Here is a 15,109-nt window from a genome sequence, read left to right as displayed (position 1 = left end):
CTTACTTCAGGTCATCACTGCAAATAGCTGAAAAATCAGACTAACTCTTGCCTTTGGGAGAGCTGGCCAGACGAATCGCCACTGCAAAAACGACGAATCAACTGCGTGACCTTTAAGCAACGCATTGTGGCGAAAATGCAACGCATCGGCTCGCGTTGTCAAGCCGTTCGGGAACTTCTGTAAACCGAAACACCCAGTTCTCTGATCTTTTTACGCAGCGTATTGCGGTTGAGACCCAAAAGATCGGCCGCCTTGATCTGATTGCCGCGTGTCGCGGTCAGGGCGGCGAGAATCAGCGGATATTCCATCTCCGTCAATACGCGGTCGTAGAGACCCGGGGGCGGCAGGTTCTCGCCGAAACTGGCGAAATAGGTCCGCATATTCTCTTCCACCGCCTGCGCAATAGTCATGGAGCCGGTGCGGACCGGCCCTTTTTCGATCGGGCTGTCGGGCACGTCGGCGCGCAGCTCCGCGTCGATGATCTCCTTTGTGATGACATCCTGCGGATAAAGCGCCATCAGCCGGCGGATAAGATTTTCCAGCTCGCGGACGTTGCCCGGCCAGGGATAGGCCTTCATGAGTTCGAGCGCTTCCTGATCGAAACGCTTGGAACCCAGCCCCTCCTTCTCGGCCTGCTGGATGAAATGACGCACGAGATCCGGGATGTCCTCGGCGCGGTCGCGCAGCGGCGGCAGGCGCAGCGGCACGACGTTGAGGCGGTAATAGAGATCCTCGCGGAAGAGGCCCTGATTAATCGCCTGCTTCAGGTCCTTGTTGGTGGCGGCGACGATGCGGACATCGGTGCGGATCGGGGTGCGGCCGCCAACGGTGGTATATTCGCCCTGCTGCAGCACGCGCAGCAGGCGCGTCTGCGCATCCATCGGCATATCGCCGATTTCGTCGAGGAACAGCGTGCCGCCTTCGGCCTGCTCGAAGCGGCCCGTCGAACGGGTCTGCGCACCGGTGAAGGCGCCCTTCTCGTGGCCGAACAGTTCGGATTCGATCAGGTCGCGCGGGATGGCAGCCATGTTGATGGCCACAAAGGGGCCGTTACGGCGCTTGCCGTAGTCATGCAGGGCACGCGCCACCAGTTCCTTGCCGGTACCGGATTCGCCAGTGATCATCAGCGTCAAATCTGTCTGCATCAGGCGTGCGAGCACGCGGTAGATTTCCTGCATTGCGGCGGAGCGGCCGACGAGCGGCATCCCATCCTGCATGTCGTCTTCAATCTTTGCCGGCTTGCGCTTCGGCTCCGACAGCGCGCGACCGACGATTGCGATCAGCTCGGTCAGGTCGAAAGGCTTCGGGAGATAGTCGTAGGCGCCCTTCTCCGATGCCTTGATCGCCGTCATGAACGTATTCTGTGCGCTCATGACCAGAACAGGCAGATCCGGCCTCGCCTTTTTGATGCGCGGCAGCAGGTCGAATGCGTTTTCGTCGGGCATGACGACGTCGGTTACGACAAGGTCGCCTTCGCCGGCGGAGACCCAACGCCAGAGCGTGGCAGCGTTCGATGTGATGCGTACATCGTAACCCGCGCGGCTCAAAGCCTGGTTGAGCACGGTGCGGATAGCCGCATCGTCATCGGCGACAAGGATCGTGGCTGTCATCGAGTAGTCCCTGTAGAGTTCGGAAGTGGGGCATCTTCTGAGGTGATGCCTTTGGAGGCAGGCATCAAAACACGGAAAGTGGTGCGATGGTTCTGGCTGTCGCATTCGACGATGCCGCCGTGGTCGCCGATGATCTTGGCGACCAGCGCAAGGCCGAGCCCGGTTCCGTTCGTCTTGGTCGTGATGAACGGATCGAAGAGATGCGGCACGAGATCGGCCGGCACGCCCGGGCCATTGTCGATGACGCAGAATTCCAGCGGCAGCGAGATCTTCTCGCGCGTGCCGGCAACCGAGAGCCTGATGCCGGGACGATAGGCCGTTGTCAGCATGATCTCGCCATCCTGACGATCACCCACCGCTTCAGCAGCGTTCTTCACCAGATTGAGAAAGACCTGTACGAGCTGATCCCGGTTTGCGAAAACCGCCGGCAGCGAGGGGTCGTAATTCTCTGAGATCTTGATGTTGCGGGCAAAGCCTGCCTTGGCGACGGCCTTCACATGATCGAGCACGGAGTGGATGTTGACGGGGACGCGATCGACGGGCCGCTCGTCGGAGAAAACTTCCATGCGGTCGACCAGCGAGACGATACGGTCCGTCTCGTCGCAGATAAGGCGCGTCAGCGCGCGATCGTCGTCTTCGACCGATTGCTCCAGCAGCTGTGCGGCGCCGCGGATGCCCGACAGCGGATTCTTGATCTCATGCGCCAACATGGAGGCAAGGCCTGTGACCGAGCGGGCGGCGGCGCGATGCGTCAGCTGCCGGTCGATCTTGTCCGCCATGGAGCGTTCCTGGAACACCACCACCACGGAGCCGGGGTCGCTGGAAATCGGCGCAACATAAATATCCACCAGCTTGTCCTGTCCCAGGCGCGGCGAACTCAGATCGACGCGATATTCGTTGACCGGCGCGCGGCGCTCCCGCACCTGATCGATCAACGCCAGCAAGGGGCTGCCGAACGGAATGAACGTCGAAATCTTGTAGCGCGACAGATGCGATGCGCTGGCGCCGAAGAAGGCCTCCGCCTCCCAGTTGGCGAAAGCAATCAAACCCGCCTCGTCGACCATGACGACGGGATTCTGGATTGCATTGAGAACCGCCATGGCGACAGAGTTGGCCGCGGTATCACCGGCGCCGGAGCTGGATTTCGAAGTCATGCAGCCTCCTGAACGCATTGGGCGAGATTGGCGCCGGCCTGCAGCGCGGCACGGAAGGATGCAGCCACTTCGCCGCTATCTTTCGACGTCATAATTTTTGCCTTGTCGGTACCTGCCGTTGCCGACGCGTAGCGGTCGAGATACCAGGAGAGATGCTTGCGCGCATGGCGAATGCCGACCGTTTCGCCGTAGAATTCCAGCATCATCCGATAGTGTTCGAGAGCGATCTCGACGATCTCCTGGCGGCTTGGCTCGCGATGACCGGCCAACACGCCCGCATGCCACGGGCGGCCCTGGCAGCCACGGCCGATCATGACGGCATCGGCACCGGAGCGGCGCAAAATTTCCTCGGCGTCCTCAGCCGTTTCGACATCGCCATTGGCAACAAGCGGGATGGAGACAACATCGCGCACGGCGCGGATGGCATTCCAATCCGCCCTGCCCTCATAGAATTGCATGCGCGTGCGGCCGTGAATGGTGACGAGCTGAATTCCGGCCTCTTCGGCCCGGCGCGCGATATAAGGCGCATTGATGGAATTCTCGTCCCAGCCGAGCCGCATCTTCAGCGTGACGGGAATGTTCACCGCACGGACCGTCGCTTCGATCAATGTCAGCGCATGATCCGGATCGCGCATCAGTGCCGAGCCGGAATAGCCGCCAATCACCTTCTTGGCGGGGCAGCCCATATTGATATCGATGATATCGGCGCCATTGTTCGTGGCGATCTTTGCAGCCTCGGCCATCCAATGCGCCTCGCGGCCGGCAAGCTGCACCATATGCGGCTTCAGCCCTGCGCTTCTCAGACGCGCCCAGGATTCAGCCGTATCCTGCACGAGCTCGCGGCTTGCGACCATTTCGGTAACGACCAGACCGGCGCCATAGCGCAAGGCAAGCTGCCGGAAAGGCAGATCGGTCACGCCCGACATCGGTGCCAGGATCACACGATTCCGGATGGATACGGAACCGATGGAAAATGGGGCTGCAAGCTTGGAAGACAGCAAATGATTATCTTTCGGGCACACCATACGTCTGCACTATTTTTAGACACGCTTTGAAAGTTTGCCAAGGGGTTTCGAAGAATCCCGATATTTTTTGGGCAGATGCTGGAAAATACTCAGTTGAGGCGATAGACCCTGCTTGAGCAGGGTCCCGTTTTGGCGAACTATTTAGCATGTGCTTGTTCAAAAGAAAGCTCTACGCTTTTCAAAGCCATGCCGAGACGGAGCCTTTCATCTTCGGGGATTTATGACGCAAATGCATTCAAAGCAACCGTTGTCGGTGGGAATCGTCATCGTGGCCGCCGGGCGCGGCGAACGGGCGGGTTCTCCGGAAGAAGGCCCCAAGCAATATCGTCCGATCGGCGGCAGAGCGGTTATTGCGCATACGCTTGAAAGATTCGTGACATGGCCGCAGGCATCGAAAATCGTCGTCGTCATCCATCGCGACGATGAGAAGCTGCTGCGTGCGGCTCTGGAACAGGTTTCAGGCCTGCCTGAGATCAAGATCGCCTTCGGTGGGGCGACTCGCCAGCAGTCCGTGCTTGCCGGGCTGCGCGCTTTGAAAGACAGCGGCGTCACGCATGTGATGATCCACGATGCCGTACGCCCCTTCTTCGATCATGATCTGCTGGATCGTGTCGCCGCAGCGCTTGCAGACGGTGCGCGGGCCGTGCTGCCAGCTATGCCCGTCACAGACACGCTGAAGCGCGGCAATACCGATGGACTAGTCGTCGACACGATTCCCCGCACCGGGTTGCACGCCGCGCAGACGCCGCAATCCTTCCGTTTCGCCGATATTCTCGACGCCCATGAAAAAGCCGCTGCCGATGGCAGAACCGATTTCACGGACGATGCGGCAATCGCGGAATGGTGTAAGCTACCGGTGACATTAGTGATCGGCAGCGCCGACAACGTAAAACTTACAATCAAAAGGGATATTGCCATGGCCGATGAAAAGCTCGGCGCCGGCCTGCTGCCTGATGTGCGCACCGGCAACGGCTATGACGTCCACCAGCTGGAGCCGGGCGATGGCGTCACTCTTTGCGGCGTCTTCATTCCCCACCACCAGAAGCTGAAGGGGCACTCGGACGCCGATGTCGCCCTGCATGCCCTGACGGACGCGCTGCTCGCCACCTGCGGCGCCGGCGATATCGGCGATCATTTCCCGCCCTCCGATCCGCAATGGAAGGGCGCTCCGTCGCGCATCTTCATCGAGCATGCGGCAAAGATCGTTCGCGAACGCGGCGGCACCATCATGAATGCCGATGTCTCGCTGATCGCCGAGGCGCCGAAGGTCGGGCCGCATCGCGACACCATGCGGGCCAGGCTCTCGGAGTTTCTGGGCATCAGCATCGATCGCTGCTCGGTTAAGGCGACGACAAACGAGAAGATCGGCTTCGTCGGCCGCCGTGAAGGCATAGCGGCCATCGCGACCGCCACCGTCGTTTATCGCGGAGGCAAGGCATAATGCATTTTCCCGATGAGATTATCGCGCTCGCGCAAACTATCGTGACGGATTTCACAGCAAAAAGCTGGATGGTCGCGACAGCCGAATCCTGCACCGGCGGGCTGATCGCCGGCGCTCTGACGGAAATTCCCGGCTCATCCGCCGTCCTCGATCGCGGCTTCGTCACCTACACCAACACTGCCAAGATGGAGATGCTCGGCGTTCAGGAGCAGACGCTTACGCAGTTCGGCGCGGTTTCAAAGGAAGCGGCGCTGCAGATGGTCCATGGCGCCCTCTTCCGCTCCCGGGCTGATTTCGCCGTAGCGGTTACGGGTATCGCCGGCCCCGGTGGCGGTTCGGCAGAAAAGCCGGTCGGGCTCGTCCACCTCGCCGCCAAGGCTCGCAGCGGCGCGCTCCTCCATCACGAAATGCGCTATGGCGACATCGGCCGCGACAAGGTTCGGCTCGCTACGTTGAAGACGGCGCTGGAGATGCTCGTCATGCTCGGTCAGTGACCGGGCGTAGCTTCAAGCATAGATCTTGTTCGCGCGCGTCTCGAAGGCATCCGTGAACATGCGGAAAGCCCGATCGAACATCGATCCCATCAAGGCGCCGAGGATGCGGCTCTTGAACTCGTAATCGATAAAGAAATCGATACTGCAGCCGCCGTTTTCAGAGGGCGCAAAGCGCCAGCGATTATCGAGATATTTAAACGGTCCATCGATGTATTTCACGTCGATCGCGCGCTCCGCTTTGTTCAGCAGCACCTGTGTGGTGAACGTCTCGCGGATGGCCTTATAGCCGACCGTCATATCGGCAACCAGCAGGCTCTTGCCGTCACGCTCCTTGCGGCTGCGGATCGTCAGCGCCTCGCAAAGCGGCAGGAATTCCGGATAGCGCTCCACATCGGCGACGAGGTCGAACATCTGGTCTGGCGAATGCGGAACGGGGCGATGGGTTTCGAATTGAGGCATGAGCCGCAATTAAGCAGGACGGCCAAGAAGATCAAGGAGCTGACGCATTTCGCCGCGGGATTTCAGCTGCAAAACGGGGACATCAGGACCGTGCTCGGCAAGACCGGCAAGAACCCGCGGCGTGAATTTTTCTTCAAATGTCCAGATGAAGCGCAGGAACTCCCAATCGATTTTTTCTATGCAGCCAGGCGCCATCTCCGGTCGCGTGCGGCCCATCCATTTGATCCAGCGAGAAACGGCACCCCAGATGCATAGTACGCGAGGCATCCTCACCCATATGACCAAGTCCGCGCGTGGCAGACGCACATCGAATGTCGAGGGATTGGTCCCGTCCATAATCCATCGCTCGCCCTGCACTTTGGCAACGATGATGGCGCGCTGCTCAGCCTTGTCGCGCTGAACCCAGCCTGGCAGCCACAAAACGTCGCGATCGATCGAGACATAGGCAAGGCCGACGTGTGTGGCGATCTTCTGCGACAGGGTCGACTTGCCGCCGCCGGAGCAGCCCATGACGAGGATTCGGTTCGCCTTTTTGACAAGCGCAGCCGCCTCTTCGATATTAACGACACGGACAAGCGCTTGCGGCGCGACGATCTGCTCCACGATTCGGCTCCATATTCGATCTTGACGGGCGCCGGTACGGGCAACAAACGGCTGGCGTGCTTCCTAAATCAAGCGGATGACGATCCTGTGGCAGAGCACGCGAAAACCGTGGTAAGGATCCCTTGGCCAGATCGAGGAGCAGCGCAATGGCGATGGTGCGGTACATAGTCGAGGATGTGGAAGCGGCAGCGGCATTCTATCTGAAGCATTTCGGCTTTACGCTAAAACAACAGTTCGGACCGGCAATGGCGATTCTGACACGGGATGACCTCACATTGTGGCTTGCAGGCCCGATGGCGTCGGCTTCCCGCCCAATGCCGGATGGCCGCAAACCTGAACCGGGCGGCTGGAACCGGTTCGTGCTTGAGATTCAGGAAGAATTGCCCACACTCGTTTCCACTCTGCGCGAACATGGTGTTCATTTCCGCAACGACATCATAGAGGGACCAGGCGGACGACAAATCCTGTGCGAGGATCCGTCCGGGAACGCGATCGAACTATTCGAATCAAAAAGCTCCTGAGATCTCCGCGTCGCCGCCCCTGGGGACAAAGAGACTACTTTTTTCCTATTCCGCTGCCAGCAGCAGCTTCTTTTCTCGGGCAGCACGCAGACGCGCGAAATCGTCGCCGGCGTGATGCGACGAGCGCGTCAGCGGGCTGGAAGCGACCATTAGGAAGCCCTTGGTGTAAGCCACGGTTTCGTACGACTTGAACTCTTCCGGCGTCACGAAGCTCATCACCTGATGATGCTTCCGCGTCGGCTGCAGATATTGGCCGATGGTCAGGAAGTCGACATCGGCGGTGCGCAGGTCGTCCATCAGCTGCAGCACTTCGTTGCGCTCTTCGCCGAGGCCGACCATGATGCCCGATTTGGTGAACATGGTCGGGTCCAGTTCCTTGACCCGCTGCAGCAGGCGGACGGAGTGGAAGTAGCGCGCGCCGGGGCGAACCGTCAGATAATTGCCGGGCACGGTTTCCAGATTGTGGTTGAAGACGTCGGGCTTGGCAGCGACGACGCGCTCCAGGGCGCCCGGCTTCTTCAGGAAGTCCGGCGTCAAGATTTCGATCGTGGTCGAGGGCGAAGCGGCGCGGATCGCCCAGATGACTTTCTCGAAATGCTCGGCGCCGCCATCTTCCAGGTCGTCGCGGTCGACCGAGGTGATGACGACGTGGCTGAGGCCCATCTGCTTGACGGCCTTGGCGACGTTTTCCGGCTCCGCCATGTCGAGCGCGTTCGGCTTGCCGGTCGCGACGTTGCAGAAGGCGCAGGCGCGGGTACAGATCTCGCCCATGATCATGAAGGTGGCGTGCTTCTTGTCCCAGCATTCGCCGATATTCGGGCAGCCGGCTTCCTCGCAGACCGTGACGAGCTTGTGCTCCTTCACGATCGAGCGGGTTTCGGCATAGCCCTTCGATGTCGGCGCCTTCACGCGGATCCAGTCCGGCTTGCGCATGACTTCCGTATCCGGCCGATGCGCCTTCTCCGGGTGTCGCACGCGCTTGGCGTCCGGGTTGATCGTGTCGAGAATGGTGACCATGAAACGTCTACTTTCCGCCGCTTGAAATGCGGCCCTTCATCGCCGAGCGAATTTGGCGAGGAATATCAGAATGCATGCACCGATGAAACCGGTGATGAAAAAGCCAAGCCGGCCGCCGGGTACGCCGACATGCAGGGCCACCATCAGCGCCGCAGCCACGACCGAGCCGGCAATGCCGAGGATGATGTTCAGGATGACGCCATAGCGTGCGTCCATCAGCTTGCCCGCGAGCCAGCCCGCAAGACCGCCGATGATGATCAGACCCAGCCAACCTACGCTTTCCATCAAACCCTCTTTTCGGGCGCCCTTCAGGACAGTCCTGCCGGGCGTCGCATTGCGTCTTAACGATGATGCTCTAGACGATCAATCTCGCCAACAGCACCACAATGATCGCACCGACCGTGGCATGGATGATCTCCACGACAAGCGCATTTTCAATGCCGAGCGATATCCCGAAATAACGGAAGAGGAAACCGCCCACGAAAGCCCCGATCACACCGCTCACCAGGCAACCGATGAGCCCACCGCCTCCAACGATCAGGCTCGCGAGGAAACCCGCGACCAACCCGATGAGAAGAAAGACGATCCAACCTTCCGCCGTTATAGACATGTTGATTTCCTTTCCTGTTTTCCACCCCCTGGATAAAGGGCATGGCAGGAAATTATCAAGCGTTCAGCACCCGGCCATAGGCATCCAGCACGGCTTCCTTCATCGTTTCCGAAACGGTCGGATGCGGGAAGATCGTATGCATCAGCTCTTCTTCGGTCGTCTCCAGGTTCATGGCGACGACGAAGCCCTGGATGAGTTCGGTGACCTCGGCGCCAACCATATGTGCGCCCAGAAGCTCGCCGGTCTTCTTGTCGAAGATGACTTTGCAGAGACCCTGGTCTTCGCCAAGCGCGATCGCCTTGCCGTTGGCGACGAAGGAGAAGCGGCCGACGCGGATATCGCGGCCGAGTTCCTTGGCCTTGGCTTCGGTGAGGCCGACGGAAGCAACCTGCGGCTGGCAATAGGTGCAGCCCGGCACCTTGCTCTTGTCGGTCGGGTGAACATTCGGCAGGCCGGCGATCTTCTCGATGCAGACGACGCCCTCATGCTCGGCCTTGTGCGCCAGCATCGGAGGACCGGCAACGTCGCCGATCGCGTAGATGCCCGGCACGTTGGTCTTGCCGTAGCCATCGATGACGACGCAGCCGCGGTCGGTCTTCACGCCGAGCGCTTCGAGGCCGAGGTTCTCAATGTTGCCCTGGACACCGACGGCCGAGATCATACGGTCGGCAACGATCTGCTGCACCTTGCCGTCTTCGGTTTCGACATGGGCAGTGATCGAGTTGGCAGCCTTATCGACCTTCGTGACCTTCGCCTTGGTGAAGATCTTCAGGCCGCGCTTTTCCAGCTGCTTGCGGGCAATGCCGGAGATTTCGGCATCCTCGACCGGCATGATGGTCGGCATGACTTCAACGACGGTGACGTCGACGCCCATCGAGCGATAGAAGCTTGCAAATTCAATGCCGATGGCGCCCGAGCCCATGACGAGCAGCGACTTCGGCAGGAAATCCGGCTTCAGCGCTTCGAAATAGGTCCAGATCAGCTTGCCGTCCGGCTCAATGCCTGGCAGCGCGCGCGGACGGGCTCCGGTCGCGACGATGATGTGCTTGGCGGTATAGGTGCCTTCGCCCTTGACGTTCTTCGGCACCGGATGCTGCGGCTCGACGACCGGCTTGGTCGACTTGCCGACAACGATCTCGCCCGGCTTGGTGATCTTGGCTTCGCCCCAGATGACGTCGACCTTGTTCTTCTTCATCAGGAAGCCGACGCCGGTGTTGAGCCGAGCGGAAACGCCACGCGAACGGGCGACCACGGCCTTCACATCCGCGCTTACCTTGCCTTCGAGAACGAGGCCGTAATCCTTCAGATGATTGGAATGATCGAGAATTTCGGCCGAACGAAGCAGCGCCTTGGTGGGTATGCAGCCCCAGTTGAGGCAGATGCCGCCCAGGTGCTCGCGCTCGACGATCGCGGTCTTCAGGCCAAGCTGGCCGGCGCGCACGGCGGCGACATAACCGCCCGGACCGGAGCCGATGATAATGACGTCGTAATTCTCAGCCATGTGTTTCCTGCCTTATTGCTGGCGGCGGATCGGAGCCGGCGCCTTGAATCTATCAGAGACCGAGCATCATCCGCACGATCGGCTCGAGGCCGCGACCGAGCGCCCGGGTGTTTTCCGCATCGAGATGAACGCCATCGAGCGGCGTGGTCACAGCGACCGTATTAGCGTCGAAGAAGCCGCATCCGAGTTCGTCCGCCAGATCGCTATAGAGCGTCGGCAGCTTGCTCGATTCCTTGACTGCGCCGAGAAAGCTGGCCGCAAAAGCGGCATTGGCAGTCTCAGTGATTGCCGGCGGGGCGACGACGAGGATATCGGGCACCTCGTAGTCGAACCCCCAGGCATGATTGCGCACCAGCTGGACCAAGCGACTAATGCCCTGCAGAGCGGCAAAGGCCGAACCGGCAACGACGGGCTTCATGTCGTTAGTGCCGAGCATGATGATAACGAGATCAAGGGGATTGTGGGTCTGCAGGATCGTCGGCAGTATCCTCGCACCGTTGCGGTCGCAATCGGCGAGATGATCGTCGAAAGCGGTCGTGCGGCCGTTCAATCCTTCCGGGATCACGCGCACCTGGTTGCCGAGCGCCTTTTGCAGCACGCTCGGCCACCGATCTTCATAGGCATGACGGCCGACCGTTTCGGCACTGTAGCCCCATGTCAGCGAGTCGCCGTAACACAGAACAGTCTTGGTCATTCATGCCTCCGTGTCACAACAAGGCTCAGACGAGCATCCCCATCGGATTTTCGATGTAGCCCTTGAAGGCTGCCAGGAGCTCGGCACCGAGCGCACCGTCGACGGCGCGGTGGTCGGTCGACAGCGTGACGGTCATCACGTTGGCAATCACCATTTCGCCCTTCTTGACGATGACGCGCTGCTCGCCCGCGCCGACAGCCAGAATGGTCGCGTGCGGCGGGTTGACGACGGCGGCGAAGTTCTTGACACCCATCATGCCCATGTTGGACACGGCGGTCGTGCCGCCCTGATACTCCTCGGGCTTCAGCTTGCGCTCCTTGGCGCGCTTGCCATAGTCCTTCATCTCGTTGGAGATGGTGGAGAGCGTCTTCTGCTCGGCGCTGCGGATGATCGGGGTGATCAAGCCGCCCGGAATGGAGACGGCAACGCCGACATCGGCATGCTTGTGCTTGACCATGGCGCTGTCGGTCCAGGAAACGTTGGCATCCGGAACGTCGCGCAGCGCCAGCGCCAGGGCCTTGATGACCATGTCGTTGACCGAGAGCTTGTAGGCCGGAACACCATCCTTCGACTTCGGAGCGGAATCGTTGAGTTGCGTGCGGAGCGCCAGCAGCGCGTCGAGTTCGCAATCGACCGAAACGTAGAAATGCGGGATCGTCTGCTTGGATTCCTGCAGGCGCTTCGCAATCGTCTTGCGCATGCCGTCATGCGGCACGAGCTCGTAGGAACCCTGCTCGAACAGCTTGAGCACGGCGTCGTCGGACATGCCCTTCGCAGCGGCCGGAGCAGCGGCTGCTGCCGGCTGTGCGGCCGGCGTCGCTGCAGGAGCAGCCTTGGCGGTGCCGCCGGAAACGGCAGCTTCGATATCCTTCTTGACCACGCGACCATGCGGGCCGGTGCCGGAAACCGCAGTCACATCGATGCCGGCTTCCTTGGCAAGACGGCGTGCGAGCGGAGACGCGAAGGTGCGATGACCATCGTTTGCTGCTGGAGCCGATGCAACGGGTGCAGGTGCAGCCGCAGGAGCCGAAACGCTTGCCGGAGCCGGAGCTGCCGCAGGTGCGGCTTCCGCCTTCGGAGCTTCCTTGGCTGCCGGAGCAGCAGCGGCACTAGCGCCGGATGCTGCAGCCGCGACATCCTCGCCATCGGCAGCGATCACGGCGATCAGGGCATTGACCTTCACGCCTTCGGTGCCGGCAGGAACGACGATCTTGGCGACCGTGCCCTCATCGACAGCCTCGACTTCCATCGTTGCCTTGTCAGTCTCGATCTCGGCGATGACATCGCCGGACTTGATCTTGTCGCCTTCCTTGACCAGCCACTTGGCGAGGTTGCCCTCTTCCATGGTCGGCGAGAGGGCAGGCATGGTGATGTTGATAGGCATCGATGAGCCCTCCCCTTACTTGTAGCAAACGGCCTTCACCGCATCGACCACTTCGGCGACGCTCGGAAGCGCCAGCTTTTCGAGGTTGGCGGCGTATGGCATGGGTACGTCCTTGCCAGCGATCGTCAGGATCGGCGCATCGAGATAATCGAAGGCCTGCTGCATGACGCGGGTGGCGATTTCCGTGCCGACGGAGGACTGCGGATAGCCTTCCTCGACGGTGACCAGGCGACCGGTCTTCTTGACCGATTCGATGATCGTCGGAAGATCCATCGGACGGATGGTGCGCAGGTCGATGAGTTCGACATCGATGCCCTGGGCTTCCAGCTCGGCGACGGCCTTCGTGGCATAGGTCATGCCGATGCCGAAAGAGACGACCGTCACGTCCTTGCCAGGACGATGAATGCGGGCCTTACCGATCGGCAGAACGAAGTTATCGAGCTTCGGCACATCGAAATGCTGACCGTAGAGGATTTCATTCTCAAGGAAAATGACCGGGTTCGGATCGCGGATCGCAGCCTTGAGTAGCCCCTTGGCGTCGGCTGCCGTGTAGGGCATGACGACCTTGAGGCCCGGAATGTGGCTGTACCAGGCGGCATAGTCCTGGCTGTGCTGAGCGCCGACGCGGGCAGCAGCACCGTTCGGGCCGCGGAAGACGATCGGAGCGCCCATCTGGCCACCGGACATGTACAGCGTCTTGGCGGCGGAATTGATGATCTGGTCGATCGCCTGCATGGCGAAGTTGAAGGTCATGAACTCGACAATCGGGCGGAGGCCGGCCATAGCGGCGCCGACGCCGATACCGGCAAAGCCGTGCTCGGTGATCGGGGTATCGATCACGCGGCGGGCGCCGAACTCCTGCAGCAGGCCCTGGGTCACCTTGTAGGCACCCTGATATTCGGCGACTTCTTCACCCATGACGAAGACGTCTGGGTTGGCGCGCATTTCTTCGGCCATCGCATCGCGCAGCGCTTCACGCACTGTCATCGACACCATTTCCGTGCCGGCCGGAATTTCCGGATCAGCCGCAGCGGCAACCTTCGGCTGGGCCGGGACCGGCGCAGCGGCCGGCGCCGGAGCGGCGGCAGGCGCCTCGGTCTTTGCCGGCTCGGCAGCAGGTGCAGCCTTTGCGGACGAAATAGCGTCTGCGGATTCACCGTCCTGCAAGAGGATGGCGATCTTGGTGTTGACCTTGACGCCTTCGGTGCCGGCGTCGATCAGCAGCTTGCCGATCGTGCCTTCGTCGACGGCTTCCACTTCCATGGTGGCCTTGTCGGTTTCGATTTCGGCAATGACGTCACCGGAAACGACCTTGTCGCCTTCCTTCTTGAGCCATTTCGAAAGGGTACCCTCTTCCATAGTCGGAGAAAGGGCGGGCATGAGAATGTCGATGGGCATAGTGTCCCTCCCCGATTTAGAGCAGAATGTCGGTGTAGAGCTCGGATGCATCCGGCTCCGGATCGTTCTGGGCGAAATCGGCGCTGTCTGCGACGATGTCGCGGACATCCTTGTCGATATCCTTCAGATCGTCCTCGGTCGCCCAGCCCTTTTCGAGCAAGCGAATACGGACCTGCTCGATCGGATCGTGCTCGGAGCGCATCTTCTGCACTTCATCCTTGGAACGGTACTTCGCCGGGTCGGACATGGAGTGACCGCGGTAGCGGTAGGTCAGCATTTCCAGAATGATCGGACCCTTGCCGGAGCGGCAATGCGCAACGGCTTCGTCAGCCGCAGCCTTGACGGCGCGAACGTCCATACCATCGACCTGAATACCGGGAATGCCGAAGGAGGCGCCACGCTTGGAGAAATCAGCCTGGGCTGTGGCGCGAGCGGTCGAGGTGCCCATGGCGTAGCGGTTGTTTTCGATCACGAAGATCACGGGCAGCTTCCAGAGCTGCGCCATGTTGAAGCTTTCGTAGACCTGGCCCTGGTTGGCGGCACCGTCACCGAAATAGGCGACGCTGACATTGTCATTGCCGCGATACCAGTTGGCAAAGCCAAGGCCGGTGCCGAGCGAGACCTGTGCGCCGACGATGCCATGACCGCCGTAGAAGTTCTTTTCCTTGGAGAACATGTGCATGGAGCCGCCCTTCCCTCGGGAATAGCCGCCCTGGCGTCCGGTGAGCTCGGCCATGACGCCGCGCGCGCTCATGCCGGTCGCCAGCATATGGCCATGGTCGCGATAGCCGGTAATGACCTGGTCGCCATCCTTCAGCGCCAGCTGCATGCCGACGACGACTGCTTCCTGACCGATGTAAAGGTGACAGAAGCCGCCGATGAAGCCCATGCCGTAAAGCTGGCCGGCCTTCTCTTCGAAGCGGCGGATCAGGAGCATCTCACGATAAGCCTTGAGCTCCGCATCACGATCGAAATCTGCGATCGGGCCGCCATTGGTTTCCTTGGCAGGCCTTGATGCTGTTTTACGGCTGGAAACGGTCGCGTTCTTTCGCGGCGCCATTCAACCCTCCCTGTGTGAGTAGCCTCGTTTTTTGGTGAGGCGTAACATAGGGAAGATTGCCCGCCACAGCAATGCTATAATTGCATGGCTCATATTCACTGCAAGTTATTGATATAACTCACAAAAATTCAATTAACC

Annotated in this window: 16 protein-coding genes; 3 read left to right on the top strand and 13 right to left on the bottom strand. The window is 60.5% G+C overall.

Translation table 11 applies throughout. The features are described 5' to 3' along the window. Positions 1-158 precede the first annotated feature (158 nt). The 3 genes from ntrC to dusB are packed head-to-tail and all read right to left on the bottom strand — an operon-like array spanning position 159 to position 3,789. On the bottom strand, positions 159-1,610 hold the full coding sequence (ntrC, locus tag FHX05_RS01145) for a nitrogen regulation protein NR(I) (protein WP_183715181.1): 1,452 nt from the start codon (positions 1,608-1,610) through the stop codon (positions 159-161). Then, positions 1,607-2,764 (bottom strand): nitrogen regulation protein NR(II), encoded by a 1,158-nt coding sequence (locus tag FHX05_RS01140; RefSeq protein ID WP_015339827.1) that lies wholly within the window; start codon positions 2,762-2,764, stop codon positions 1,607-1,609. The genes ntrC and FHX05_RS01140 overlap by 4 nt, the downstream gene beginning before the upstream one ends. Then, a complete protein-coding gene (gene dusB, locus FHX05_RS01135; RefSeq protein ID WP_183870432.1) occupies positions 2,761-3,789 on the bottom strand; it encodes a tRNA dihydrouridine synthase DusB in 1,029 nt (342 codons plus the stop codon). Before dusB ends, FHX05_RS01140 begins: the two co-directional genes overlap by 4 nt. 220 nt (positions 3,790-4,009) lie before the next feature. On the opposite strand from dusB, the gene FHX05_RS01130 reads away from it, so the two are divergent. Together FHX05_RS01130 and FHX05_RS01125 are read left to right on the top strand one after the other, a co-directional pair. Continuing rightward, complete coding sequence (locus FHX05_RS01130; protein ID WP_183870431.1) at positions 4,010-5,230, top strand: bifunctional 2-C-methyl-D-erythritol 4-phosphate cytidylyltransferase/2-C-methyl-D-erythritol 2,4-cyclodiphosphate synthase; 1,221 nt, start codon at positions 4,010-4,012, stop codon at positions 5,228-5,230. After that, positions 5,230-5,724, top strand: coding sequence for a CinA family protein (locus tag FHX05_RS01125; RefSeq protein ID WP_210294788.1), 495 nt, complete (start codon positions 5,230-5,232; stop codon positions 5,722-5,724). The genes FHX05_RS01130 and FHX05_RS01125 overlap by 1 nt, the downstream gene beginning before the upstream one ends. Positions 5,725-5,736: 12 nt before the next feature. Here the strand turns inward: FHX05_RS01125 and FHX05_RS01120 are convergent, their stop codons facing one another. Together FHX05_RS01120 and FHX05_RS01115 are read right to left on the bottom strand one after the other, a co-directional pair. After that, positions 5,737-6,183 (bottom strand): type II toxin-antitoxin system RatA family toxin, encoded by a 447-nt coding sequence (locus tag FHX05_RS01120; RefSeq protein WP_112338338.1) that lies wholly within the window; start codon positions 6,181-6,183, stop codon positions 5,737-5,739. Positions 6,184-6,192: 9 nt separating this feature from the next. Continuing rightward, complete coding sequence (locus FHX05_RS01115; RefSeq protein ID WP_183870430.1) at positions 6,193-6,786, bottom strand: AAA family ATPase; 594 nt, start codon at positions 6,784-6,786, stop codon at positions 6,193-6,195. 146 nt (positions 6,787-6,932) lie between these two features. Between FHX05_RS01115 and FHX05_RS01110 the strand changes: the two genes are divergently transcribed. Further along, complete coding sequence (locus FHX05_RS01110; protein WP_183870429.1) at positions 6,933-7,307, top strand: VOC family protein; 375 nt, start codon at positions 6,933-6,935, stop codon at positions 7,305-7,307. 45 nt (positions 7,308-7,352) lie between these two features. Here the strand turns inward: FHX05_RS01110 and lipA are convergent, their stop codons facing one another. The 8 genes from lipA to pdhA all read right to left on the bottom strand — a co-directional run bounded on the left by lipA (position 7,353) and on the right by pdhA (position 14,971). Continuing rightward, positions 7,353-8,324: a lipoyl synthase gene (gene lipA, locus FHX05_RS01105; protein ID WP_112338334.1), complete on the bottom strand. Its 972-nt coding sequence runs from the start codon at positions 8,322-8,324 to the stop codon at positions 7,353-7,355. 36 nt (positions 8,325-8,360) lie between these two features. Then, on the bottom strand, positions 8,361-8,609 hold the full coding sequence (locus tag FHX05_RS01100) for a GlsB/YeaQ/YmgE family stress response membrane protein (protein WP_015339819.1): 249 nt from the start codon (positions 8,607-8,609) through the stop codon (positions 8,361-8,363). A 70-nt stretch (positions 8,610-8,679) separates the two neighbouring features. Then, on the bottom strand, positions 8,680-8,934 hold the full coding sequence (locus FHX05_RS01095) for a GlsB/YeaQ/YmgE family stress response membrane protein (RefSeq protein WP_015339818.1): 255 nt from the start codon (positions 8,932-8,934) through the stop codon (positions 8,680-8,682). Between the two features lie 55 nt (positions 8,935-8,989). After that, the gene (lpdA, locus tag FHX05_RS01090; protein ID WP_112415153.1) at positions 8,990-10,435 is read right to left on the bottom strand and encodes a dihydrolipoyl dehydrogenase; all 1,446 of its coding nucleotides are present in this window, start codon (positions 10,433-10,435) and stop codon (positions 8,990-8,992) included. Positions 10,436-10,487: 52 nt separating this feature from the next. Next, the gene (locus tag FHX05_RS01085; RefSeq protein WP_183870428.1) at positions 10,488-11,129 is read right to left on the bottom strand and encodes an SGNH/GDSL hydrolase family protein; all 642 of its coding nucleotides are present in this window, start codon (positions 11,127-11,129) and stop codon (positions 10,488-10,490) included. Between the two features lie 25 nt (positions 11,130-11,154). Beyond that, the gene (locus FHX05_RS01080; RefSeq protein WP_183870427.1) at positions 11,155-12,513 is read right to left on the bottom strand and encodes a pyruvate dehydrogenase complex dihydrolipoamide acetyltransferase; all 1,359 of its coding nucleotides are present in this window, start codon (positions 12,511-12,513) and stop codon (positions 11,155-11,157) included. A gap of 15 nt (positions 12,514-12,528) precedes the next feature. Continuing rightward, the gene (locus tag FHX05_RS01075) at positions 12,529-13,911 is read right to left on the bottom strand and encodes a pyruvate dehydrogenase complex E1 component subunit beta (RefSeq protein WP_112338331.1); all 1,383 of its coding nucleotides are present in this window, start codon (positions 13,909-13,911) and stop codon (positions 12,529-12,531) included. Between the two features lie 16 nt (positions 13,912-13,927). Then, positions 13,928-14,971 carry a pyruvate dehydrogenase (acetyl-transferring) E1 component subunit alpha gene (pdhA, locus tag FHX05_RS01070; RefSeq protein WP_015339813.1) on the bottom strand — a complete coding sequence of 348 codons (1,044 nt, stop codon included), beginning with the start codon at positions 14,969-14,971 and terminating at the stop codon, positions 13,928-13,930. Positions 14,972-15,109: the final 138 nt, after the last annotated feature.

This window comes from Rhizobium sp. BK491, from assembly GCF_014194925.1.
Classification (GTDB): domain Bacteria; phylum Pseudomonadota; class Alphaproteobacteria; order Rhizobiales; family Rhizobiaceae; genus Rhizobium.
This window is presented reverse-complemented; position numbering and strand designations above follow the sequence as displayed.

Coding starts and splice junctions, on each gene's coding strand:
- ntrC (WP_183715181.1), bottom strand. CDS start 1,610: ATGACAGCCACGATCCTTGTCGCCGATGACGATGCGGCTATCCGCACC.
- FHX05_RS01140 (WP_015339827.1), bottom strand. CDS start 2,764: ATGACTTCGAAATCCAGCTCCGGCGCCGGTGATACCGCGGCCAACTCT.
- dusB (WP_183870432.1), bottom strand. CDS start 3,789: ATGGTGTGCCCGAAAGATAATCATTTGCTGTCTTCCAAGCTTGCAGCC.
- FHX05_RS01130 (WP_183870431.1), top strand. CDS start 4,010: ATGACGCAAATGCATTCAAAGCAACCGTTGTCGGTGGGAATCGTCATC.
- FHX05_RS01125 (WP_210294788.1), top strand. CDS start 5,230: ATGCATTTTCCCGATGAGATTATCGCGCTCGCGCAAACTATCGTGACG.
- FHX05_RS01120 (WP_112338338.1), bottom strand. CDS start 6,183: ATGCCTCAATTCGAAACCCATCGCCCCGTTCCGCATTCGCCAGACCAG.
- FHX05_RS01110 (WP_183870429.1), top strand. CDS start 6,933: ATGGCGATGGTGCGGTACATAGTCGAGGATGTGGAAGCGGCAGCGGCA.
- lipA (WP_112338334.1), bottom strand. CDS start 8,324: ATGGTCACCATTCTCGACACGATCAACCCGGACGCCAAGCGCGTGCGA.
- FHX05_RS01100 (WP_015339819.1), bottom strand. CDS start 8,609: ATGGAAAGCGTAGGTTGGCTGGGTCTGATCATCATCGGCGGTCTTGCG.
- FHX05_RS01095 (WP_015339818.1), bottom strand. CDS start 8,934: ATGTCTATAACGGCGGAAGGTTGGATCGTCTTTCTTCTCATCGGGTTG.
- lpdA (WP_112415153.1), bottom strand. CDS start 10,435: ATGGCTGAGAATTACGACGTCATTATCATCGGCTCCGGTCCGGGCGGT.
- FHX05_RS01085 (WP_183870428.1), bottom strand. CDS start 11,129: ATGACCAAGACTGTTCTGTGTTACGGCGACTCGCTGACATGGGGCTAC.
- FHX05_RS01080 (WP_183870427.1), bottom strand. CDS start 12,513: ATGCCTATCAACATCACCATGCCTGCCCTCTCGCCGACCATGGAAGAG.
- FHX05_RS01075 (WP_112338331.1), bottom strand. CDS start 13,911: ATGCCCATCGACATTCTCATGCCCGCCCTTTCTCCGACTATGGAAGAG.
- pdhA (WP_015339813.1), bottom strand. CDS start 14,971: ATGGCGCCGCGAAAGAACGCGACCGTTTCCAGCCGTAAAACAGCATCA.